The organism is Rhizobium sp. SRDI943 (genome assembly GCF_057653695.1).
On sequence record NZ_CM172787.1, the window covers coordinates 3,560,902 to 3,582,266 of the forward strand.

The 21,365-nt window shown below is 61.1% G+C and carries 23 protein-coding genes; 11 read left to right on the forward strand and 12 right to left on the reverse strand.

What is annotated here, in order from left to right; all coding sequences use genetic code 11:
• Window positions 1–96 precede the first annotated feature (96 nt).
• From tilS to ybgC, 9 genes are all read right to left on the reverse strand, one after another.
• Window positions 97–1,572: a tRNA lysidine(34) synthetase TilS gene (tilS, locus tag AC245Y_RS18105; protein ID WP_017995082.1), complete on the reverse strand. Its 1,476-nt coding sequence runs from the start codon at window positions 1,570–1,572 to the stop codon at window positions 97–99.
• Window positions 1,573–1,583: 11 nt separating this feature from the next.
• Window positions 1,584–2,570, reverse strand: coding sequence for a tol-pal system protein YbgF (gene ybgF, locus AC245Y_RS18110; RefSeq protein WP_017995083.1), 987 nt, complete (start codon window positions 2,568–2,570; stop codon window positions 1,584–1,586).
• Window positions 2,571–2,733: 163 nt separating this feature from the next.
• Window positions 2,734–3,267, reverse strand: coding sequence for a peptidoglycan-associated lipoprotein Pal (pal, locus tag AC245Y_RS18115; protein WP_012758849.1), 534 nt, complete (start codon window positions 3,265–3,267; stop codon window positions 2,734–2,736).
• A 152-nt stretch (window positions 3,268–3,419) separates the two neighbouring features.
• Window positions 3,420–4,727 (reverse strand): Tol-Pal system beta propeller repeat protein TolB, encoded by a 1,308-nt coding sequence (gene tolB, locus AC245Y_RS18120; protein ID WP_012758850.1) that lies wholly within the window; start codon window positions 4,725–4,727, stop codon window positions 3,420–3,422.
• 20 nt (window positions 4,728–4,747) lie between these two features.
• Entirely contained in the window at window positions 4,748–5,161 is a 414-nt protein-coding gene (locus tag AC245Y_RS18125; protein WP_017995084.1) for a TonB C-terminal domain-containing protein, read from the reverse strand.
• Window positions 5,162–6,301 (reverse strand): hypothetical protein, encoded by a 1,140-nt coding sequence (locus AC245Y_RS18130; protein ID WP_017995085.1) that lies wholly within the window; start codon window positions 6,299–6,301, stop codon window positions 5,162–5,164.
• Between the two features lie 8 nt (window positions 6,302–6,309).
• The gene (tolR, locus tag AC245Y_RS18135; protein WP_003542730.1) at window positions 6,310–6,765 is read right to left on the reverse strand and encodes a protein TolR; all 456 of its coding nucleotides are present in this window, start codon (window positions 6,763–6,765) and stop codon (window positions 6,310–6,312) included.
• A gap of 18 nt (window positions 6,766–6,783) precedes the next feature.
• Window positions 6,784–7,503, reverse strand: coding sequence for a protein TolQ (gene tolQ, locus AC245Y_RS18140; RefSeq protein WP_003552507.1), 720 nt, complete (start codon window positions 7,501–7,503; stop codon window positions 6,784–6,786).
• A gap of 375 nt (window positions 7,504–7,878) precedes the next feature.
• Window positions 7,879–8,334, reverse strand: coding sequence for a tol-pal system-associated acyl-CoA thioesterase (ybgC, locus tag AC245Y_RS18145; RefSeq protein ID WP_003552508.1), 456 nt, complete (start codon window positions 8,332–8,334; stop codon window positions 7,879–7,881).
• A gap of 119 nt (window positions 8,335–8,453) precedes the next feature.
• Between ybgC and AC245Y_RS18150 the strand changes: the two genes are divergently transcribed.
• The 7 genes from AC245Y_RS18150 to AC245Y_RS18180 all read left to right on the forward strand — a co-directional run bounded on the left by AC245Y_RS18150 (window position 8,454) and on the right by AC245Y_RS18180 (window position 14,825).
• The gene (locus AC245Y_RS18150; protein ID WP_017995086.1) at window positions 8,454–9,674 is read left to right on the forward strand and encodes an NAD-dependent epimerase/dehydratase family protein; all 1,221 of its coding nucleotides are present in this window, start codon (window positions 8,454–8,456) and stop codon (window positions 9,672–9,674) included.
• Between the two features lie 142 nt (window positions 9,675–9,816).
• A complete protein-coding gene (locus tag AC245Y_RS18155; protein ID WP_020487027.1) occupies window positions 9,817–10,656 on the forward strand; it encodes a glycosyltransferase in 840 nt (279 codons plus the stop codon).
• Complete coding sequence (locus AC245Y_RS18160; protein ID WP_012758856.1) at window positions 10,653–11,570, forward strand: NAD-dependent epimerase/dehydratase family protein; 918 nt, start codon at window positions 10,653–10,655, stop codon at window positions 11,568–11,570. Before AC245Y_RS18155 ends, AC245Y_RS18160 begins: the two co-directional genes overlap by 4 nt.
• Before the next feature lie 59 nt (window positions 11,571–11,629).
• Window positions 11,630–12,337: an AAA family ATPase gene (locus AC245Y_RS18165; RefSeq protein WP_012758857.1), complete on the forward strand. Its 708-nt coding sequence runs from the start codon at window positions 11,630–11,632 to the stop codon at window positions 12,335–12,337.
• A 117-nt stretch (window positions 12,338–12,454) separates the two neighbouring features.
• On the forward strand, window positions 12,455–13,042 hold the full coding sequence (locus tag AC245Y_RS18170) for a 5-formyltetrahydrofolate cyclo-ligase (protein WP_017995089.1): 588 nt from the start codon (window positions 12,455–12,457) through the stop codon (window positions 13,040–13,042).
• A gap of 3 nt (window positions 13,043–13,045) precedes the next feature.
• Entirely contained in the window at window positions 13,046–13,870 is an 825-nt protein-coding gene (locus AC245Y_RS18175) for a TIGR00282 family metallophosphoesterase (RefSeq protein WP_003552528.1), read from the forward strand.
• 109 nt (window positions 13,871–13,979) lie between these two features.
• Window positions 13,980–14,825, forward strand: a complete 846-nt coding sequence (locus tag AC245Y_RS18180; protein WP_017995090.1) for an MBL fold metallo-hydrolase — start codon at window positions 13,980–13,982, stop codon at window positions 14,823–14,825.
• Window positions 14,826–14,962: 137 nt separating this feature from the next.
• On the opposite strand, the gene AC245Y_RS18185 is transcribed toward AC245Y_RS18180, so the two are convergent.
• Window positions 14,963–15,466 (reverse strand): pyridoxamine 5'-phosphate oxidase family protein, encoded by a 504-nt coding sequence (locus AC245Y_RS18185; protein WP_012758860.1) that lies wholly within the window; start codon window positions 15,464–15,466, stop codon window positions 14,963–14,965.
• A gap of 141 nt (window positions 15,467–15,607) precedes the next feature.
• Between AC245Y_RS18185 and AC245Y_RS18190 the strand changes: the two genes are divergently transcribed.
• On the forward strand, window positions 15,608–16,354 hold the full coding sequence (locus AC245Y_RS18190; protein WP_017995091.1) for a YebC/PmpR family DNA-binding transcriptional regulator: 747 nt from the start codon (window positions 15,608–15,610) through the stop codon (window positions 16,352–16,354).
• Between the two features lie 84 nt (window positions 16,355–16,438).
• On the opposite strand, the gene AC245Y_RS18195 is transcribed toward AC245Y_RS18190, so the two are convergent.
• A complete protein-coding gene (locus AC245Y_RS18195; protein ID WP_017995092.1) occupies window positions 16,439–17,440 on the reverse strand; it encodes an LLM class flavin-dependent oxidoreductase in 1,002 nt (333 codons plus the stop codon).
• Window positions 17,441–17,566: 126 nt separating this feature from the next.
• Complete coding sequence (locus tag AC245Y_RS18200) at window positions 17,567–19,882, reverse strand: methyl-accepting chemotaxis protein (protein WP_026157465.1); 2,316 nt, start codon at window positions 19,880–19,882, stop codon at window positions 17,567–17,569.
• A gap of 245 nt (window positions 19,883–20,127) precedes the next feature.
• Here AC245Y_RS18200 and ruvC point away from each other — a divergent pair, with 245 nt between their 5' ends.
• The 3 genes from ruvC to AC245Y_RS18215 are packed head-to-tail and all read left to right on the forward strand — an operon-like array spanning window position 20,128 to window position 21,352.
• A complete protein-coding gene (gene ruvC, locus AC245Y_RS18205) occupies window positions 20,128–20,637 on the forward strand; it encodes a crossover junction endodeoxyribonuclease RuvC (protein ID WP_003542749.1) in 510 nt (169 codons plus the stop codon).
• A gap of 54 nt (window positions 20,638–20,691) precedes the next feature.
• Window positions 20,692–20,955 carry an AbrB/MazE/SpoVT family DNA-binding domain-containing protein gene (locus tag AC245Y_RS18210; RefSeq protein WP_003552542.1) on the forward strand — a complete coding sequence of 88 codons (264 nt, stop codon included), beginning with the start codon at window positions 20,692–20,694 and terminating at the stop codon, window positions 20,953–20,955.
• Window positions 20,936–21,352, forward strand: a complete 417-nt coding sequence (locus AC245Y_RS18215) for a type II toxin-antitoxin system VapC family toxin (protein WP_017995094.1) — start codon at window positions 20,936–20,938, stop codon at window positions 21,350–21,352. The genes AC245Y_RS18210 and AC245Y_RS18215 overlap by 20 nt, the downstream gene beginning before the upstream one ends.
• Window positions 21,353–21,365: the final 13 nt, after the last annotated feature.

Below are 21,365 nucleotides of genomic sequence, written 5' to 3' on the forward strand. Positions count from 1 at the left end.
TGAACTCCCCAGCATGGAACGGCCGCCTCATGGCGACCGTCTTATTCGTATCTAACATAGGGTTGCGCCGTGCGATTGCCAAGGCAACACCCCAGGTCAGATGGTTTTTCCGTCAATACTTCTTAAAGGCAGCCTCGCATAGGGCGCCGTCGCGAAAACCGCCGAAAGCCTGTTGGCAAAGATGAAGTCAAATCGTGTCAAAAAGCGGTCGAAGGGTGCGAAATAGGGTGTTAGTTCGACCATGCGGGCGCATTCCTCAGTTAAAAGGTTTCCTTCGGCAGATAAAACTGGCGCGGAGGCGACGGCGCGCTTCCATGCCGCCTTGGGAAGGTGATGCATACGCCCTCTCATTCCTGTGCTTGTCACAGGAATCCAGCCACCGCGCGTCTGCGCGGTGATTGACTCAATAAAACGTGAAGTGTCGTTCGCGCCCAAGGACTTGGGCGCGCTGGATTCCTCTGACAACTCTCGGGTCAAGTCCGAGGACAGGAATGAGGGGGAGTATAGAGTGGCGGCCTCGACCGCTATCGATGTGGACAAACCATTGCGCGCATAAAACCTTCCGTCCCAAACCCCAGCCTCTCCCGGCTGCAATAGCAAAGGCAATATCCCCCGGCTCTCGCGCGCCAGATAAAGCCCGTCACGCCTGAGATCGAACACCACCCTGCCAGCGGTCATCCGTCCGGGCTCACTGCCGGTGACAAATGCGAGGACACGCTCCATTTGCACCCTCCCCGGCGCAAACGGCTGCCCACCGAAAACGGCTGCCAGACGGCCGAGTGCATAATTGAGAACTGCCCGATCCTGCCTCAACCCGTCAGGCATCACCTGCCCGAGCAGGCCGCCGTGAAGCCGGAAATGACGATCCAGCCATTCGGCTCCTTTTGACGATAGAGCCGGTCGCTCTTCGCAGGCCGCTTGGATAGTCCTCTCGACACCTGCATCGACCGAAAGCTGCCGGCGCATCCGCACGCGCTCGTACGTCGTATCCTCGTTGCTGGGATCGTCGATCCACGGCACGCCCCGCTCTTTCAGGAAAGCGCGGATATCTGCCCGGGTGGAAAAAAGAAGCGGCCGTAAAATCCAGAAACTCCGGTCAAAGAGCACCGCATCCGCAATACCGGTCGAAACCTGCTCTGTTCGCATCCCACGCATCTGCAGCGTTTCGCGCTGATCGTCGAACGTATGCCCCGTGACGATGAGATCGGCTTTGAACTCTTTGGCGGCGGTGGCAAGCAAGCCATAACGTGCCTCGCGGGCCGCAGCCATGATGCCGGTTTTCGGCTTGTCGCCCTGCCAGATCATGATGGTGTGGGCAATACCGAGCGATGCACAGAGGGCTGCGACTTCGCGCGCCTCGTCTGCGGAACCGGCGCGCAACGCATGATCGACGGTTGCAGCGTAAAGGGAAATCTTGAGATGGGGCGCGGCCTTCACGGCTTCATCGAGGAGGAGAAGCAGGCCGGTGGAATCGCTGCCGCCTGATATCGCGACGAGAATGCGCGCGGGGCTTTGAAGCGACGTGAGAAACTGGAGGATCGCCAGTTGAGGCGATGCGGCTTCCGGAGACATTCCGGAAGACCTTAGCAGGCGAGGCGCTTCTGTTCGCTCGCAACCTTGCTTATGACGGCGCGAGAGGCCTTCGGATAACGCTTCGACACTTCGCGCAGCGTCGCGCAGGCCGTCTCGGTATTGTCGAGGGCGGCAAGCGACATGCCGAGCTTCAACAGCATTTCCGGCGCCTTTTCCGATGTGCCGTATTTCTGATGCGCATTGAGGAAGGTCTTGGCCGCCTCATTGTACTTGCCCTGCGAAAAGAGCGCTTCGCCGAGCCAGAAATTGGCGTCCGCTGCCCGCGCGCTGCTCGGGTAGTGGGTGATGTACTGCGTGAATTCCTGCTCGGCCGTGCTGTAATCACCGGATAGCACGTGGCCATACGCGGCCTTGTACTGGTCGGCCTCGCTGCCGAGCGAGGCGGTCTGCTGCGGCGTTTTGGTGTTGGCATCGGGGATCGGCCCGGAACCGATCGTGGCATTTTCGTCGACACTTCCGCCGATCGGATTGCCGTTCTGATCGAAATCGATCGAGCCGAGCTCCTTCGGCGGCTGGCCAAGACCGCTATTCTCAGGCACGCTGGTGGAGGGAGCCGTTTCGGCTCCCTGCGGTGCTTGGATCACCTTGGCGATATCGTCGCCGCCGGAGGCTGCCGGAGCGGCATCGGTCTCGCTCTTCTTGACAGGGGCCTTGGCGCCGCCGCCGGCACCGGTCTTTTCGAGCTGCTGGAAGCGGAATTCATTGTCTTCCTGCTGCTTGCGGATCGTCTCCTGCATCTGCAGAAGCTGAAAGCTCATCTCTTCGATCCGGCCGTTCAGCTGCCGCAACTGCTCTTCGAGCTGCTGCACGCGGACCTCTGCATCGCCGCTCTGCACCTTGATGACGGGCGCCGCCGCCTGGTTTTCCGCGGATCGGCCGCCGAGATGTAGCCCGAAGAAGGAGGCCGAATAGGCCACCCGTTCGCTTCCGGTCACAGCCGCGAGGCAGAGCATGCCTGCCACGACAAATTTCTTCATATGTATCGTCCTGTCCCAGTGATTCTTCGCACCTCGATGGCACGAACAGGAGATTTTTCCAATTGCTTTCAAAAAGCAACGGAGTCTGGCCAAAGTGTGGTCAAAAAGAAAAGGCGGCCCCACGCGGGACCGCCTTTCGAAAAAGCGAATTGTTGCTCGGCAATTACATGCCGGCGCCGCCAAGCACGGTAACCGCGCGGCGGTTCTGCGACCAGCAGGAAATATCGTCGCAGACGGCGACCGGACGTTCCTTGCCGTAGGAAATCGTCTTCAGGCGCTGCGCCGGGACGCCGCGCGAAGCGAGATAGTCCTTGGCGGCAGCCGCACGGCGGGCGCCGAGCGCGAGATTGTATTCGCGCGTGCCGCGTTCGTCGGCATGGCCTTCGACGGTGATCTGGTAATTCGGGTAGCGGCCGAGCCACTGGGCCTGACGGTCGAGCGTCTGCGAGGCATCGGCGCGGATCGACGAGGAGTCGGTATCGAAGAAGATGCGGTCGCCGACATTGACCGTGAAGTCCTGGGCCGAGCCCGGCGTTGCAGCGCCGCCAGCACCGCTGCCGAGGCCGAGGTCGCCGGCGCTGTTCGGCGGCTTCTTGGCGCAGCTTGCGAGCGCGAGGCCGGCGATAAGCGCGATCATGACGGGGTTGCGGGCGAAATTCTGCATGCGGCTCATTGCCGGGGTATGAATTCGGCTCATGGCCGGTCTCCTTGCGATTTCATCAGGGTTTCCGGACAGTAACCGCACTCGGTTAACCGCCCCTCAAAGATTATGGTTAACAATTTGCTACTTTGTCCCTTGGCCGCTCGGTTCCATGACTTTGGGGCGACAAGAAGGCAGCAGCGCATCGCCTACTCCATAAGCGGCGACCAGGCGGGGTCGGAGCCGTAGGTCGGCGTCTTCACGAGCTGCTCGTTGTAACCGGTCAGATCGATCGAATAGAGCTGCGGACCGCCCGACCCCGCCGCCTGGCGGAAGAACATCAGCACACGGCCGTTCGGCGCCCAGGTCGGGCCCTCATTATGGAAGCCGGTCGTCAGGATGCGCTCGCCGGACCCATCCGGCTTCATTACGCCGATCGAGAACTTGCCGCCAGCCTGTTTGGTGAAGGCGATGAGATCGCCGCGCGGCGACCAGACCGGCGTCGAATAAGAGCCGTCGCCGAAGGAAATACGGGTCTGGCCCGAGCCATCGGCATTCATCACGTAGATCTGCGGCTTTCCGCCGCGGTCGCTTTCGAAGCTGACGCGTGCGCCGTCAGGCGAATAGGAGGGCGACGTGTCGATCGCCGCCGTCGAGGTCAACCGCGTCGTCGTGCGCGAGCGCAGGTCCATCGTATAGATGTTGGAATTGGCATCCTGCTGCAGGCTCATGATCACCTTTTGACCATCAGGCGAAAAGCGCGGCGAGAATGTCATGCCGGGGAAATTGCCGACGACCTCGCGCTGCCCGGTTTCCAGCTGAAGCAGATAGACCCGCGGCTGCTGGTTGGCAAAGGACATGTAAGTGACTTCCTGCCGGCTCGGCGAGAAGCGCGGCGTCAGCACGAGATCGCTGCCATCCGTCAGCATCCGCACGTTGAAGCCATCCTGATCCATGATCGCCAGCTGGCGCTTGCGCTGCTGCTTGGTGCCGGATTCGGAGACGAAGACGACACGGGTGTCGAAATAACCTTCCTCACCAGTGATCTGCTTGTAGATCGCATCGGCGATGATGTGAGCCACACGGCGCCAGTTCTCCGGCTGCGTATAAAACTGCTGACCGGTCATCTGCTGCCCGGCGAACGGGTCCCACAGCCGGAATTCGGCGCGAAGACGGCCATCCGCTTCCTTGGTAACCCGGCCGGTAACCAGCGCCTGTGCGTTGATGACCTTCCAGTCCTCGAAGCGCGGCGAAGCGTCGGGATTAGAAATCTTCTCGATGAAGGCGGTTTTGTTGATGGGTGCGAAGAGACCGGACCGCTGCAAGTCGGCGGCGATGACTTGCGAGACCTGCGCCCCCATGTCGCCCTGGAAGTCAGTCACCGCAATCGGCATCGGCTGGACATTGCCTTTTCGGATGTCGAGGGTGACCAGCGCGTTGGCCGGCGTTGCAAAGACGGCAGCGGTCATCAGACCCACTGCAACCAAAATGGCGCGGAAAAAGGAACACTTTGTCATACCAAACAGCCTTTCAGCATCTATGGAGTCGGATCGCCGGATTCAAAGTGCAGGACGACCTCGTTCCAGGATTCGTATTTTTCTTTCGGGGGCATCGGGAATGGCGACGAGCGCTGTACCGCCCGGAGAGCCGCAGCCGACAGGCCTTCTCGAGCAGCTTCTTTGCCGCCCGAGGCTGTTACCTCGGGTGAACCAACGATCGCCCCATTCTTGTCGAGCCGCAGATGGACGGTGATCACAACTCTGCCGCCCCTCGCCTGCCCGGGAGGAACATTGAAGGAGGAAGCAATTGCGTGCTGTAAATCCATGGCTGACTTCTTGTAGGTCGCCGCGTCGACCGACTGTGCTAACGCCTCAGGCGCACAAGCCAGAATCGCTCCAAGCATGCTGGCGGCTGCAAAAGACTTGTTGCCATGGGACAGATCCGTCAGCATCTAGATTCCCATAGAACTCGGATCGAAATTCAGGTCGAACTCATTCCAAGCCTCATACTTGTCCTTCGGAAGCATCGAGAAAGGGGCGGACTTCATGACAGCTCTATAGGCCCCGCCTTCCAACGCACGGCGTGTGGCATCGCTGCTACTGCCGCCCGATGATTCGACTTCTGGCTGACCAATAATATTACCATCCTTGTCGAGTTTCATGTGCACCTTGATGACCATGCCGGAAAGGCCTTCCATCCCCGGGGTGACAAGCCAATTGCCCTCGATCAAGCCGCGCACCGCATCTTCTTCGCTCTGGCTGAGCTTGGAACCACCGTTGCTCTTCTTCGCACCGAGCGATGCCTCCTGCGTCGAACGCTTGGCGCCGCCAGCGGAAGGGTCGGTCTTGTTCAGCAACGCCGCAACCTCGTCGGCATTGAAGTCGCTCTTCATCGCCGAAGCAGATTTCGCCGTTTCCTGCTTCTTGTCCGCCTTCTTCTTGTCGGTCGGCACGTCGGCGGTCTTCGGCTGGTCCGGGGTCTTTTCCGGAGGCTTTTCGGCGGGCTTCTGCGGTTCCGGCGGCTTTACCTGTGGCTTGGCGACGGGGGTCGGTACATTGTCCGGCAACGCCTCGGCGTCCGGCTTCGGCGGTTCCTCCGGCTTGGCCTGCTCTTCCGGCGGTTTTTCCTCAGGCTTCGGCGGCGTCACTTCGACCGGCTTCGGCGGCGGAATGGAAGCCACTTCTTTCGGCTGCTCGACTTCCGTTTCCTCCTTGACGATGTCCTTGACATCATTCGGCTTCGGATCGGTCTTCGGCATCGGCTTTTCGCTCGAATTCGCCGCGGCAGCCTCGCTATTGCTGGGCTTGGCGTTCGGCACCGGCGGCGTTTTCAGGTCGACATTGTTGTCGCCGGCGTTCTCCGCCGGTTGCGCGATCGGCGGCCGCGTCGTTGGCACGGGCGCGGAAGTCTCCTTCTTCGGAGCCTTCTTGTCGCCTTGCTGCATCTGGGTAATGGATTCCACCGGCACCAGATCGACCGGCATCGCCTCGAAATCCTCCACCTTGAATGATTCCGGAGCGCCGAGCGACACCATCGCCCAGGTGAGCACCAGGCCGTGCAAAACAGCAGATGTGATGACACTGGCCTTCATTTTGAGCGCTATTGGTCCTTCTTCTGCTGCGTCACGAGGCCGATATTCTTGAAGCCTGCGCCCTGGATACGGGCCATGACGTCGGCAATGACGCCATAGGGCGCTGTGGCGTCGCCGCGCACGAAGATACGTTCGTTATAACCGGTCGTGGCGATCGCCTCGAGCTTGGCGGCGATCTCCGCTGCCGGGATCGGCGTTTCCTGCAGGAACACCTCGCCGTCATTCTTGACGGAAATGGTGATCGGCTGCGTCTCGGAATTCAGCGCCTTGGCCTGCGTTTCCGGCAGGTCGATCGGCACGCCGACAGTCATCATCGGTGCCGCGACCATGAAGATGATCAAAAGCACCAGCATGACGTCGACGAGCGGCGTCACGTTGATTTCGGAAATTACGGCCCTGTTCCGACCGCCACGACGGCGGCGTCCGCCGCCCCCGCCGCCATTGCCTCCAACAGCCATACCCATGTCAGAATACTCCGTTGGTTACTGAGCGGCAGCGCGCGGCTGCAGTTTCTCGTCGATCTGGCGCGAAAGTATGGCGGAGAATTCATCCGCGAAACCTTCCATGCGGCCCGAAAGCTTGCCGGCATCGGCAGAGAACTTGTTATAGGCGATAACCGCCGGGATAGCGGCGACGAGGCCGATCGCGGTGGCAAGCAGCGCTTCGGCGATACCGGGCGCAACCACCGCAAGGTTGGTCGACTTCGAACCGGCGATCGCCTGGAACGAAGTCATGATGCCGACGACCGTGCCGAATAGACCGATGAACGGACCAGCCGAGCCGATGGTCGCGAGCGATCCGAGGCGGGCTCCGAGAAATTCTGTTTCACGGGCGAGCGTCACGTCCATCGCGCGGTCGATCCGCATCTGCAGGCCGATCGGCGAACGGGCGCCACGTTCGAAGGATTTCTTCCACTCGCGCATCGCGGCCACGAAGATCGCCGCCAGCCCCGTATTGCTGCGTTCCGACAGCGAGCGGTAGAGTTCTTCCAGCGACTGGCCCGACCAGAACACCTGCTCGAACTTGTCGAACTGGCGCCGTGCGCGGCCATAGGCCAGGTATTTGTCGATGACGATCGCCCACGTCCATACCGAGGCTGCGATGAGCCCGAGCATGACGAGCTTGACGACAATGCCGGCCTGCATGAAAAGCGACCAGAGGCTGACGTCCGTCGTTGCTGCTGCCAATCCTACTTGTTCCATTGGTCCAAAATCCCCGAATCCAAACGCCCGGCGCTAGACCGGGCGGCACAAACTGATCTCGCAAGAAGTGTCCGGCGGCCGCCGCCCAAAGCCCTGGTCAAACTTCCAAGCTCATCTTCCGCCTTCTTGCCGTCAAATTTGGTCAAAGGAAGGCGTGCACCGCACAAACTCTGACTTTCCCAGTAAGACACTATTATGGTTAATAGATCGTTAGTGCCGGACTGTGACAGTAAGCCTGTGTTTGGAAGATTTCGTTCCATGGATTACTTGACCGGCGCAAGGTCCGGCTGCCGAAAGAGCGCTCATCCTGCGGCGCGGGAATTCCTTCACATAAAACTCAAGTTCTGACAAGACCTGAATTTCAGGCGATTCTGACTACAACGGCGTGCTGCCCTCCAGGAATTTCACCGCCAATGTTTCCGGTAGCCGCCTCGGTCGCCCCCGGGCGTTGATGACGGCGATGATCACCTTGGCGGCGATCAGCAGCGTCTCGCCCGAGCGGATCTGCTGATTGAGCACCATCTTGGCGCCGCCGGCTTTTTCCGTATGCGTCAGGATCGTCAGCACATCGTCCATGCGCGCCGGGCTCTTGAAGTCGATCTCCATGCGGTGGACGACGAAAACCAGCCCCTCCTCGTCGGCGCTGACGAGTTCGCGTTGCTCAACGCCGAGGCAGCGCAGATAATCGGTACGGCCGCGCTCCAGAAAATGCAGGTAGCGGGCGTGATAGACCAAGCCGGAAAAGTCCGTATCTTCATAATAGACCCGCTGGACGAGCCGGTGTCCCGTCTCCGTCAGCTCTCCCGAAATGGAAAAAGGGCGTTCCGTCATAATTTTCTCCAAACTGAGGTGCCCTCTTTGGCGCAACGCTTCCAGACAGGCAAGCATTGAATAACTGTCACAATTCCTAACTATTCCCGACAACGAGCGACCCATCAGGAGACGATGCGATGAAGATTGCGGTTATGGGCGGAGACGGTTTCATTGGTTGGCCAACGTCGCTGCATCTCTCCGATGCCGGGCACGACATCCATATCCTCGACAATCTCTCGCGCCGCTGGATCGACACCGAACTCGGCGTTCAGTCGTTGACCCCGATGGATTCGATCCAGGAGCGCACCCGCATCTGGCATGCCGAGACCGGACGCCGCATCCACTTCAATCTGATCGATCTCGCCAAGGATTACGAACTCCTGAAGAACTGGCTTTCCGAACACCGCCCGGATGCCGTCATACATTTCGCCGAACAGCGGGCCGCGCCCTATTCGATGAAGAGCGACCGCCACAAGAACTACACTGTCAACAACAACGTCAGCGCCACGCACAACCTGCTGAACGCGCTGACGGAACTCAATCTCGATGCCCATCTCATCCATCTCGGCACCATGGGCGTCTACGGCTATTCGACGGTCGGCGCCGCGATCCCCGAAGGTTACCTGCCGGTCGGCATCGAAACCGCAGGCGGCGACACGGTCAGCCAGGAGATCCTCTATCCCTCCAATCCCGGCTCGATCTATCACATGACCAAGTGCCTGGATCAGCTTCTCTTCCAGTTCTATGCGAAGAATGACGGCCTGAGGGTCACCGATCTGCACCAGGGCATCGTCTGGGGCACGCATACCGAGCAGACGCGCCGCCATGCGCAGCTGATCAACCGTTTCGACTATGACGGCGATTATGGCACGGTGCTCAACCGCTTCCTCATCCAGGCGGCGATCGGCTATCCCCTGACGGTGCACGGCACCGGCGGCCAGACCCGTGCCTTCATCCACGTCGAGGATTCGGTGCGCTGCATCGAGTTGGCTCTCGATAACCCGCCGGCTCGCGGCGCCCGCGTCGAGATCTTCAACCAGATGACCGAAACTCACCGGGTGCGCGACCTCGCCGAGATGATCGCCAGGATGAGCGGCGCCAAGATTGCCTGGCTGCCCAACCCGCGCAAGGAAGCCGCCGAGAACGAGCTGATCGTCCGGAACGAAAAGTTCCGCGATCTCGGCCTCGACCCGATCACGCTGGAAGCAGGCCTGCTCGGCGAAATCGTCGACGTCGCCAAGAAATTCGCCTATCGCGTCGACCGCGCGCGCGTTCCGGCTGTCTCCGCCTGGACTAAGGACATCGCCGCGACGATCAATCACGATCCCGAAGGCAAGCGGCTGAAATCCGTCTCGTGAGCGCGGGCGTGTTCATAATGGAAGGCTCCATAGAGATTCCCTTAGCAAGTCAGTTTATGTGGGAAGGAGAGGGCATACAGTGTGAGCCCCCCTCTGCCCTGTCCTTGGGCCTGACCAAGGACAGGAACAAGGAAGTGCGGCAATGGCGCACGTAAACACGCAACTATCTCATCGCTTGGCCTACGTCACCCTCGTCACCAATGCCGATTACGCCATGGGTGCGACCGCACTTGCCCGCTCCCTGCGCCGAACCGGCACCGGGGCTGACATCATCATTCTCCACACCGGCGGCGTCGATGCAGCCGCACTCGTGCCCCTGAAGGCGCTCGACTGCCGCCTGATCGAGGTCGAGCACCTGCCGCTGTCTGCGGCCTTCAACGAACGCCATGCGCGTGGCCAGCTCCATTCGGCAGCCCCTTTCACCAAGGGCCGCAAGCCGGATTTCCATTCGCCGCTCGACAATTTCTGCAAACTCAGGCTCTGGCAGCTCGTCGAATACCAGCGCTGCGTCTTCATCGATGCCGACGCCCTCGTGCTGAAGAACGTCGACAGGCTCTTCCTCTATCCGGAATTTTCCGCCGCCCCCAATGTCTACGAAAGCCTCGCCGACTTCCGCCGCATGAATTCCGGCGTCTTCGTCGCCACGCCCTCGCATGACACATTCCGGCACATGCTCGAAAGGCTCGACAGGCCGGACGCCTTCTGGCGGCGCACCGATCAGACCTTTCTCGAGACGTTCTTCCCGGATTGGCACGGCCTGCCGGTTTATTTCAACATGCTGCAATATGTATGGTTCACCATGCCGGACCTTTGGGACTGGAAGAGCATTTCGATCCTGCATTACCAGTATGAAAAACCGTGGGAAAAGGATCATCCCAAGGCAGCGCGACTACAACCTTTGATCGATCTGTGGCACCGTTTCCACGATGGCGGCGATGTGCCTGAGATCACGGCGCTGGACAATCCGGAAGGGACAGCATGAAGGTACTGGTATCGGGTGGAACGGGTCTCGTCGGCCGGTATGTCGTCGAGGAACTGCTGGCCGCCGGATATCAGGTGATCGTCGGCGGGCGCCGCGCGCCGCTGCCGCGCCTCTTCTCCCGCCCGGTCGAGTTCGCAGCGCTTTCGCTCGACCCCGACAAGGATCAGATCGACGTCTTCGACGACGCCTATTTCTTCGTCCACGCCGCCTTCAGCCATGTTCCGGGCAAATATCGTGGCGGCGAGGGCGACGATCCGAAGACCTTCCACAGGTTGAACCTCGACGGCACCGTCCGGCTTTTCGAAGCTGCCAAACGCGCCGGCACACGCCGCTGCGTCTTTCTGTCCAGCCGCGCCGCCTATGGCGAACATCCCGAGGGAACCGAACTGACGGAGACGATGCTGGCCAAGCCCGAAACACTTTACGGCCAGGTCAAGCTCGATGCCGAACGCGCGCTTGACCACCTCTCCACGCCGGGTTTTGCCGGCGTCAGCCTGAGGGCAACCGGCGTCTATGGCGATCTCTCGCCGAACAAATGGGACGGCCTCATCGCCGATTACCTCGCCGGCCGGCCGGTTGTTGCCCGTCGGGGAACGGAAGTTCACGGCCGCGACCTCGGTCGGGCGGTGAGGCTGATGCTGGAAACGGAAAGCACCCGCATCTCCGGCGAGGTCTTCAACGTCTCGGACATCTCGGTCGACACGCGCGATATCCTTTCACCCATCCGTCGCGAGACGGGCTGTCGGCACGCGCTGCCGCCCCCTCCCGACAGGGCCGCACTCAATCCCATGAGCACTGCTAAAATCCGCACGCTCGGCTGGGCACCCGGCGGAGCGCCTCTATTCGAGGAGACGATGCAGCAGCTGGCCGCTGCGCTGCCTAAATCCCCAAGACACAGGTCCACGCAAGCCTGACGTTGCAGAATGCCCCGAATTGCAATCGGGGGCCCGAATTAAAAATCGGGGGATTGTCCATGCAGGTCGCAACCACGTCTGCCTCCATCATCTTGCGCGGCACGTCTTCGACGGCAGCCATTTCAGCCGCCGGAAGCGAGACCGATCAAGGCGTGCTGAAGCTGCAACGCGCCACCCAGGCGCTGCAGCAGATGCGCCAGACCTTGGCGAACTCGGGAGACGAGGCCAAGGCGAAGGCGCAACGCAAGCTCGAAGAGGCAAAGCAGCAGTTGGAGATGCTGCGCAGCTCCAACATGGCTCCTGAGGTGGTCGCCCGTCTGGCCGCCGAACTGGCGCGCAAGGTCGGCACCGCCGCCTCCGAATTCGCATCATCAGTCGCGACCGGCAGCCCGGCAACAGCGGTTTCGATGGATGCAACCACGGGTGCAGCGGCCGTCGCAATCAGCGGGGCCGATGCGGCGCTGACGGATACCGCAGGAGAAACTGCGGCCGGCGAGACCGGCTCGCAGGAACCGGACGCCGCCACCAACGCCCGCAACGCCTATGCGAGCGTCGCCGAGGATGCCCCGAAATTCTCGGGCATTTCGGCCGATGATCGCGAAACGATGGAAGAGTTCAAGGCGGTGGTGCGCGAACTCAAGCAAGTGCTCGACAAGGCGATGCGCGAGTTGCGGCAGCAGGACCGGCAGCCCGGAGCCAATGCCATTCCTGATATGGCAGGCTTCTCCATCGCCACGGCGACAATACCGACAAGCATCGTCGTCTGACGCTCGCAGCCGCCGGCGGCCGAGGCGTCAAACGCGCGTGATACCGTCGCATCCGGCATTTGCATCGGACATCCAGCCGTCTATGCTCGGGTAAATCTCTCAGAACCGGCAGATCGAATGACCTCTAGAGAATTGAAAGCGCAGTTGCGCAACGAACGGCTGTCCGCACGCGACGCCATCCCCGCCGAGAAACGCGCCTCCAAAAGTCTCGCAATGGCCGAACATGCCGGCGAGGCCGTCGGTTTTGCACTGGGTACGATCATCTCCGGCTTTCTGCCGATCCGTTCGGAAGCCGATCTCAGGTCGCTGATGGCGCGCTTTGCCGTGCGCGGGGCGCGGCTCTGCGTGCCGGCGATCCTCGATCGGCAGACCATCGTCTTTCGCGAGCTGGCGGAAGGTGCGCCGCTGGTCGATACCGGCTTCGGGACGGTCGGCCCCGGCGCCGATGCCGCCATTCTTGACCCCGAGATCATGCTGGTGCCGCTTTCGGCCTTCGATGCCCGCGGCCACCGCATCGGCTACGGCGCCGGCCACTACGACCGTGCCATCAGCCGGCTAAGGCAAAAAGGCCTGCATCCGAAGCTGATCGGCATTGCATTCGACTGCCAGGAAGTGGCACATGTGCCCGCTGAGCCGCACGACATAAGCCTGGATGCCATCCTGACAGAAAGCGGCCTTCGCTTTTTTGCCTCTTGGATTGGATAGGGAATGCGGCTGCTTTTTCTGGGTGACATGGTCGGCAAGACGGGACGTACGGCGGTCTGGGACCGTCTTCCCGGCCTGGTTTCAGACCTCAAGCTCGATTTCGTCATCGTCAACGGCGAGAATGCTGCCGGCGGCTTCGGCATCACTGAGGATATTTTTCTGGAAACGATCAATGCCGGCGCCGATGTGGTGACGACAGGCAACCACGTCTGGGACCAGAAGGAAGCCGTCGCTTTTGCTGGCCGCCACGATCAGTTCCTGCGTCCCGCCAACTATCCGCAAGGCACGCCCGGCCGCGGATCCGGCCTTTTCTATGCCAGGAACGGTGCGCGCGTGCTCGTCGCCAACGTCATGGGCCGGGTCTTCATGCATCCCGAACTCGACGACCCCTTCAAATCGGCAGAGGTCATCCTCGCCGCCTGCCCGCTGAAGGAACAGGCCGATGCGATCATCTTCGATTTTCATGCGGAGGCGACCAGCGAGAAGCAGTGTTTCGGCCATTTCGTCGACGGCCGCGCCAGCTTCGTCGTCGGCACCCACACGCATGTACCAACGGCCGACGCCCAGATCCTGAACGGCGGCACCGCCTATATGTCGGATGCCGGCATGTGCGGCGACTACGACTCCTCTCTCGGCATGGACAAGGAGGAGCCGCTCAACCGCTTCATCTCCAAGATGCCGAAGGGCCGCATGGAGGCCGCGAACGGCCCCGCGACGATCTGCGGCGTCGGCGTGGAGATCTCTGATACGACGGGATTGGCCGAAAAAATCGCGCCACTCCGGCTCGGGCCACGATTGGCAGAGACGGTGCCAGAGTTCTGGCGGTAACGGGCAACGCGCGGCCGTCCAACACGCAATTGTGAGAACCCGCCGTCTGGACCCCTGCGGCCTCATGCCGCATCCTCCCGCCACAAAGTGAAAGCGCCAGAGGAGTGGCATGAAGCCGCGATATCTTATCCTCGCTATCGCATGCCTTGCGGCCTTCGCCGCGCCGAATCTTGCCGGAGCGCAAGAGCAGCGGCCACCGGTCAGCCAGTGCCAGGCGATCGCGCAAACCATCCCCAAGGTGACCTTCGCAAGCTTTTCCGGCGCTCCGCCGCTGATGCCTGCCGTCTCCGAGGGCGAGGACGTCAAACTCACCTTCCTCGGCCACTCCACCTTCGAGATCGATACGCCCGGCGGCATCGTTGTCGCAACCGACTATAATGGCTGGTACCGGCCGGCGACGCCGCCCGATGTCGTGACCATGAACAAGGCGCACACGACCCACTACACCCTGACCCCCGATCCCGGCATCAAGCACGTGCTGCATGGGTGGAGCGATGTTTCGGGAGAGAAGGCCAACATCAATCTCGTCGTCGGCGATGCTTATATCCGCAACGTCACGACGGATATCCGCTTCAGCTATGGCCTCGGCGGCGCGCATGAGAACGGCAATTCCATCTTCATCTTCGAGATCGCCGGCCTCTGCATCGGCCATCTCGGCCACCTGCATTACGAGTTGACGGACGCCCATTATACCGAGATCGGCCGCCTCGACGTTGTCATGGTCCCCGTCGATGGTGGCCTGACGATGGGCGCCGACAGCATGAGCCGCGTCATCAAGCGGCTACGCTCGTCGTTGATCCTACCAATGCACCGGCGCGGCCCGCCAGTCGAAGCCTTCGTCTCGATGTTCGGCAAGGATTTCGACGTCGCCAATGCGCCCGATGACAGTATCACCGTCTCGATGCGCACGCTGCCGAAAAAACCGCTGATCTATGTGATGAAGGGTGTGCGGTAAAAAGGCCCGGTGGTTTTCCTTCTACAGCGCCGCGCGTCTTTTCAGGCGCGCAAAGGACGCTGTAGCACTTTGAATTGCTGCATAATTTTATCCTTAAATCGATTCCGATTTAACGAATTATGCAGGGGCACTGCACGTCAAGCGAACTGCAGGTGACGCTTGATGCCGACATCCGGCATCTTGTCGTCGTCGAGATTGGCTTTGGCGATCTCCCAGCCGAATTTCAGCTTGTTGCCTGTGGAAACCCAGATCTCGGCATCGTCGACATGGAGGGACAGCATGGTGAGCTTGGGGTCCTTCTTGCCGCCGTCATACCAGGCCGCGACGATCGAACTCCAATATTCCTCGATCTTGGAGGGGTCAGGATGCACCTCGATCACACCGGCGAGGCAGGCGTGATAGTCGTGATCCTTGCCGATAACGCAGAAATGCGCGCGGCTGCCGGGCTTGATGGCGCGCACGATGTCGGCGTCGGTCTTGGTGTAGAACCAGATGGTGTTGGTGGTGGGATCGGCATGCGGCGCCATCGGCTGCATGTGCATGTCCAGTCCGGAAATTCCGAGCATGCCGGCATGAACATCGTTGACCTGATCCCAGAGCTGACGTGCTGGATGTTCCTGCGCCTCGCTGAGACTTGCCATGATCGTTCCTTTCCGTTGGATGGAGTTCGGTTGAAACGTCATCCCCTCACCTTTGTTCCGAACTGCTTTTTCCTTGAACGGGTGCCGTTTCACTCTTATAAGGCGGCCCATTCCGAACAATGAGACGTGAACAGGGGTGCCATGGCTGGCCATTCACAGTTTAAAAACATCATGCACCGCAAAGGCCGTCAGGATGCCGTGCGGTCGAAAATGTTCTCCAAGCTTGCGCGCGAAATCACCGTTGCTGCAAAGGCCGGCCTGCCCGACCCGACGATGAACGCCCGCCTTCGCCTGGCGATCCAGAACGCCAAGGCCCAGTCCATGCCGAAGGACAATATCGACCGCGCCATCAAGAAGGCAGCCGGCGCCGACGGCGAAAACTACGACGAAGTCCGCTACGAGGGCTATGGCCCCGGCGGCACGGCGATCATCGTCGAGGCCCTGACCGACAACCGCAACCGCACCGCCTCAAACGTTCGCTCGAGCTTCACCAAGGCCGGCGGCGCTCTCGGCGAAACCGGCTCCGTTTCCTTCTCCTTCGACCATGTCGGCGAAATCACCTACAAGCTTTCCGTCGGCGATGCCGACAAGGTGATGGAAGCCGCGATCGATGCCGGCGCCGATGACGTCGAAACCGACGAAGACGGCCACTACATCACCTGCGGCTTCGAAGCCCTCGGCGAAGTGGCGAAAGCGCTGGAATCGAGCCTCGGCGAGGCAGAAACCGTCAAGGCCGTCTGGCGCGCCCAGAACAACGTGCCGGTAGACGAGGAAAAAGCTCAGTCGCTGCTGAAACTCATCGACAGCTTGGAAGATGATGACGACGTTCAGAACGTCTATTCCAACTTCGAGGTCTCGGAAGAAGTGCTGGCAAAGCTCTCGGCCTGATCTCCGCAGGTAGGTGTCCAATAAAAACCCGGCGGCAGCGCCGGGTTTTTTCTTGCCGGAAAGGTGGCGCGTCAGAGTGACGCCTTACGCGGCGGCTCGCATGAAATTTCCCAGCCCCGCGAAAAGTTCCACCGATGTCAGCCGCGCCTCGATGTCGTGGATCGGCATCGAGATGATCACCTCGTCGGCCTGCGTTTCCTGTAGAAACTCCGTCAGTTTCGCCTCCGCCGTCTTCGGCGACCCGACCACGGCATAACGCAGCGTGTGTTCGACATTCATCTTCTCCATCGGCGACCAGAAGTCCCCCATATCGGCCACCGGACGCGGGAACGGCCCGCGGACATTGCGGCGCAGATTGACGAACTGCTGCTGGGCAGAGGTGAAATGATAGCGTGCCTCCTCGTCCGTCGCCGCCACCGCGCCCATCACGCCGACCATCACATGCGGCTTGGCGAGCGTCGCCGAGGGCTGGAAGCGGTCGCGGTAGATCGCGACCGCATCGAGCAGCATGTCGGGCGCGAAATGCGAGGCGAAGGCATAGGGAAGTCCCAGCATGCCGGCGAGCTGAGCGCTGTAGAGACTGGAGCCGAGTAGCCAGATCGGGATATGCGAGCCATTGCCGGGAACCGCGAGGATCGCCTGGTTCTCGACCGGCGTATCGAGGAGTTGCTGCAGTTCCACCACGTCGTTCGGGAAGCTGTTTGCACCGGCCTCGAGATTACGCCGCAGCGCCTGTGCCGTACGCATATCCGATCCCGGCGCGCGCCCGAGGCCGAGATCGATGCGGCCGGGGAAGAGCGCCTCCAGCGTGCCGAACTGCTCGGCGATGACCAGTGGCGAATGATTGGGCAGCATGATGCCGCCGGAGCCGATGCGGATACGCTTCGTCGCAGCCCCGACATGGCCGATAACAACGGCGGTGGCAGCGCTGGCGATCCCCGGCATGCCGTGATGTTCGGCAAGCCAGAAGCGCTTGTAACCGAATTCCTCGGCCTTCACAGCCATGCGCGCCGAGCCATCGAGGGACTGGCGCACGGTGCTGCCTTCGGCAACGGGGGAAAGGTCGAGTATGGAGAAGGGAACCATGGGAAACCTGCCGGGCAGTTGAACGATGCCGTCTATGTAGGTTCGCGCCCGCACCATTCCAAACCATGCGCGCAAACAAAAAGAGCCGCGCGAGCGCGACCCTTCTGCAATGTTAGAATCGATAATTTACCGATGACCGCGCAGCACATGCACCTCGGCGCTCGGCTGGTGGTGGCCGGGCGGCAGCGTGAAATTGCCGAGCTGGCGGTCCATTTCCAGGGCTTCCGTCGCCAGCCGGTGGATCGCCGCCGTCGTCTCTTCGACCATCGAGGCGTTCTGCTGCGTCATCGCGTCGAGTTCGGCAACGGCGCTATTGATCTCGCGCAGCGTATTGGCCTCCTCGCGGGTCGCACTCATGATCTCGTTGATCTGCCCGTTGATCGCCTCGACATGGGCGCCGATGCCCGTCAGCGCAACGCCCGCTTTTTCCACAAGCGTAACGCCGCTTTCGACCTCATGCGTCGATTTCTGCAGCAGGCTGGAGATTTCCTTTGCGGCACTCGACGAACGCTGGGCCAGCTCGCGCACTTCCATGGCGACGACGGCGAAGCCCTTGCCGGATTCACCGGCGCGCGCCGCCTCGACGCCTGCATTAAGTGCCAGGAGGTTGGTCTGGAAGGCGATGTCGTCGATGACCGAGATGATCGTGTTGATCTGGCGCGAGGAGGCCTGGATCGCCTCCATCGCCGCGATCGTCTCGCGCATGATCTGACCGGAGCCGGTCGTCTCCTTCTTGGCGTCGCGGGCGATGCGCTCGGCCTGTTCGGCCCGCGCGATCTGCTGGCGGACCGACTGGGTGATGGCGCTGATCGCATTCGCGGTCTCGGTGATCGAGCCGGCCTGGCGCTCGGTGCGCCCGGCAAGTTCGTCGGCACCGGTGCGCATCTCCTCGGAGCCGGCGCGCACCGCCATCGAGTTACCGCCGATCGCCGTCATGGTTTCGCTGAGCGTCGCCAGCGCCTCGTTGAAATTGACGCGCAGGCTTTCAAGCTCGTTCGGGAAGCGGGTATCGATCTGATAGGCGAGATCGCCGTTCGCCAGATGATGCAGGCCCTCGTCAATCGCCTCGACCACCTGCTGTAGCGTCTTCGCCTCGGCTTCGCGCTCGGCCAGGTTCTGCTGGCGGTCGTGCTCGGCCTGCAGGCGCGTCTCTTCGCTCGCGGCTTCGAGCTCGCGGCTTTCGATCAGCGAGTGGCGGAAGCGGTCGAGCGCGTTGGCCATCGTGCCGATCTCGTCCTTGCGGTTCAGGCTGCCGATCTCGCTGTCGAGCTTGCCGTCGGCGACATCGCGGGTGACGCCGGCAAGCCGTGCAAGCGGCGAAAACAAGAAATTGGTGATGAGGCCGGTCGCGATCGCCATGACGACGAGCACACCGATGCCGATCATCGTCAGCAGAGTGGCGATCTCGATCGAGCCGGCATTAAGCTCGCTCAGAAGCACGCTTTCGACCACGAGGAAGCGATCGCCGCGATAGTCGATGCCGCGGACATAGGCGCGGGCCGCGCCGTCCGTCCGGCCGAAGTCGGCCACCGTCATCGCCGAACTGGCAAGCGCGCTCTTGATGAAGGTGAAGGGTGTCGCATCGAGCGTTGCAAGCTTGCCGCTCGCGTCGAGGCCGACGGCGGAGCCATCGCCGGAGACGATCGCCGCCCGTGCCGTGCTGCCCTGGACGATGCCCTTGGCAAGGATGCCGGTGACGATCTCGTCCCGCACCTTGAAGAGAATGATGCCCTTGGCCGCTCCAAGCTTGACGATCGGCACGGCATAGAAGATCGCCGACTTGCCGCTGCCGGCATCGACGCGAAGGCCGGAAAAGCCTGTCGGCGCGGCGTCATCGGTCGCCCTGGCGGTATTCTCGATCGCCTTGGCGAAAGCGATGCCGGCACCGGTCGCCTTCCAGGCGTCCGACTTCAGGTTTTCGGCGAAATCGTCTTCCTTCTTATAGGAATAGAGCACGGTGCCCTCGAGATCGACAATCAGCAGATCGCTGAAGGCGGTATCCTCGAGGTCGCGGGCAACTTCACCCTGCGTCTTCTCGTGGCTCGAATAATAAAAGCCGCTCGGCCCTTCCGGCTTGATGAGCTTCTCGCGTTGGTCGGCGGGGTTGGGGTTGCCTGCTATGAAAACCTTCTTCAGCTCGGCACGGGCATCGCCCGCGGTCTTCTCGATGGTCTTCCAGCCGCTCTTCAGGTTGGTGATCGACATCTGCAGCGCCTCGATGCGCGCGATGGAGTTGGCCTGGTTTTCAAGCTGCGTCAGCTGGTCCTGCAGCATGTCGCCGCGAAAGATCAGCACGCTTTCCTTGGCCTTCAGCGCCTGCTCGTCGGAAATGCGGCTGCTGGCGAAATAGGCAAGCACATCGATGACCGCGATCGACAGCACGGTCAGCAGAATGAATGTGGCGATGACCTTAAAGGACAGGGATTGAAATCTCCGAGCCATGTACGACGAACCCCTTCTGAACGCGCCTGCCAAGCGCGGGCACGCAGCGCATGCCTGATCAACTGACCTATAAACAGAACATCGGAGGCTTAAATCTTCGCGAAAAGCAGCCTCTCTCGTATTCGGTGACTAGAATTCAGGCATCTGTTTTAATTCGCGGTAAATGGCGGGGCCGAAATCCAGGAATGTTTTTGTTTTGTTCACATATCGATGGCAGTTATTTCGCAATCGCTATAGGTTGAACCATGCAAAATACGATTCGCATCGTCGGCATCGATCCCGGTCTTCGCCGCACCGGCTGGGGAATCATCGAGACATCAGGCAATTCCCTGCGGTTTGTGGCATCCGGAACCGTGACCTCCGATGGAGACATGGACCTTGCCTCCCGCCTTTGCCAATTGCACGACGGCCTGGCGGAGATCGTCCACAGCTATAAGCCGGATGAGGCCGCCGTCGAGCAAACCTTCGTCAACAAGGATGCGGTGGCGACCCTGAAGCTTGGCCAGGCCCGCGGCATCGCCATGCTGGTGCCGGCGCGCGCCGGGTTGCCGGTCTCTGAATATGCCCCGAACGCCGTGAAGAAGGCCGTCATCGGCGTCGGCCATGGCGAAAAGCAGCAGATCCACATGATGTTGAAGATCCTGATGCCGAAGGTCGAATTCAAGGGCAACGACGCCGCCGACGCCCTGGCGATCGCCATCTGCCATGCGCATAATCGCGGCAGCAACCGGATGCGGCAGGCGCTGGCTGGCTAATCTGTTCTTGACTTGTTCCCATTCGATGATAAGTAATACCTCGGAGGTATTACCATGCGCGTGACGGAAAAAGGCCAGGTGACCATTCCCAAGGACATCCGAGACCGTTTGAAGATCGGCCCGGGATCCGAGGTGGATTTCGTTGCCGATGAAAAGGGTGCCCGCCTCGTTGTCCTATCCAGCAGGATAGAGCCATCACAGGACGATTTTGAATCCTGGCTCGGCAGTATGAGCGGGACCCTCGACACCAGCGGCATGACGACCGATGAATTCATGGAATGGTTGAGGGGACCACGTGATGACCTCAGTCCTCGTTGATACGAACATCTTCATCGATATTTTCGGGCCGGATAATCCTTTCAGGGAATGGTCCGCGCGGGCGTTGAGCATACTGCGTCCGGATTCGCAATTCATCATGACACCGGTCGTCTGGGCGGAGTTGGCAAGCATGACCCCGCGCGAGGAAACCCTTGCATTTCTCCTGTCGCGGCTGAACCTGATCCGCGAGGCCCTGCCGTTTCCCGCCGCGTACCGGGCCGGCATGGCCCACGCGCAGTACCGGAGAAGCGGCGGCCTGCGCGATCGCACCCTGCCGGATTTTTTCATCGGGGCGCACGCCCTCGTTCGATCGCACCGCCTTCTGACGCGCGATGGCGCGCGCTACCGCTCCTATTTCCCTGAGTTGGACATCATTTCTCCCGAAACGCATCCTTGAGAGACCGCGACCC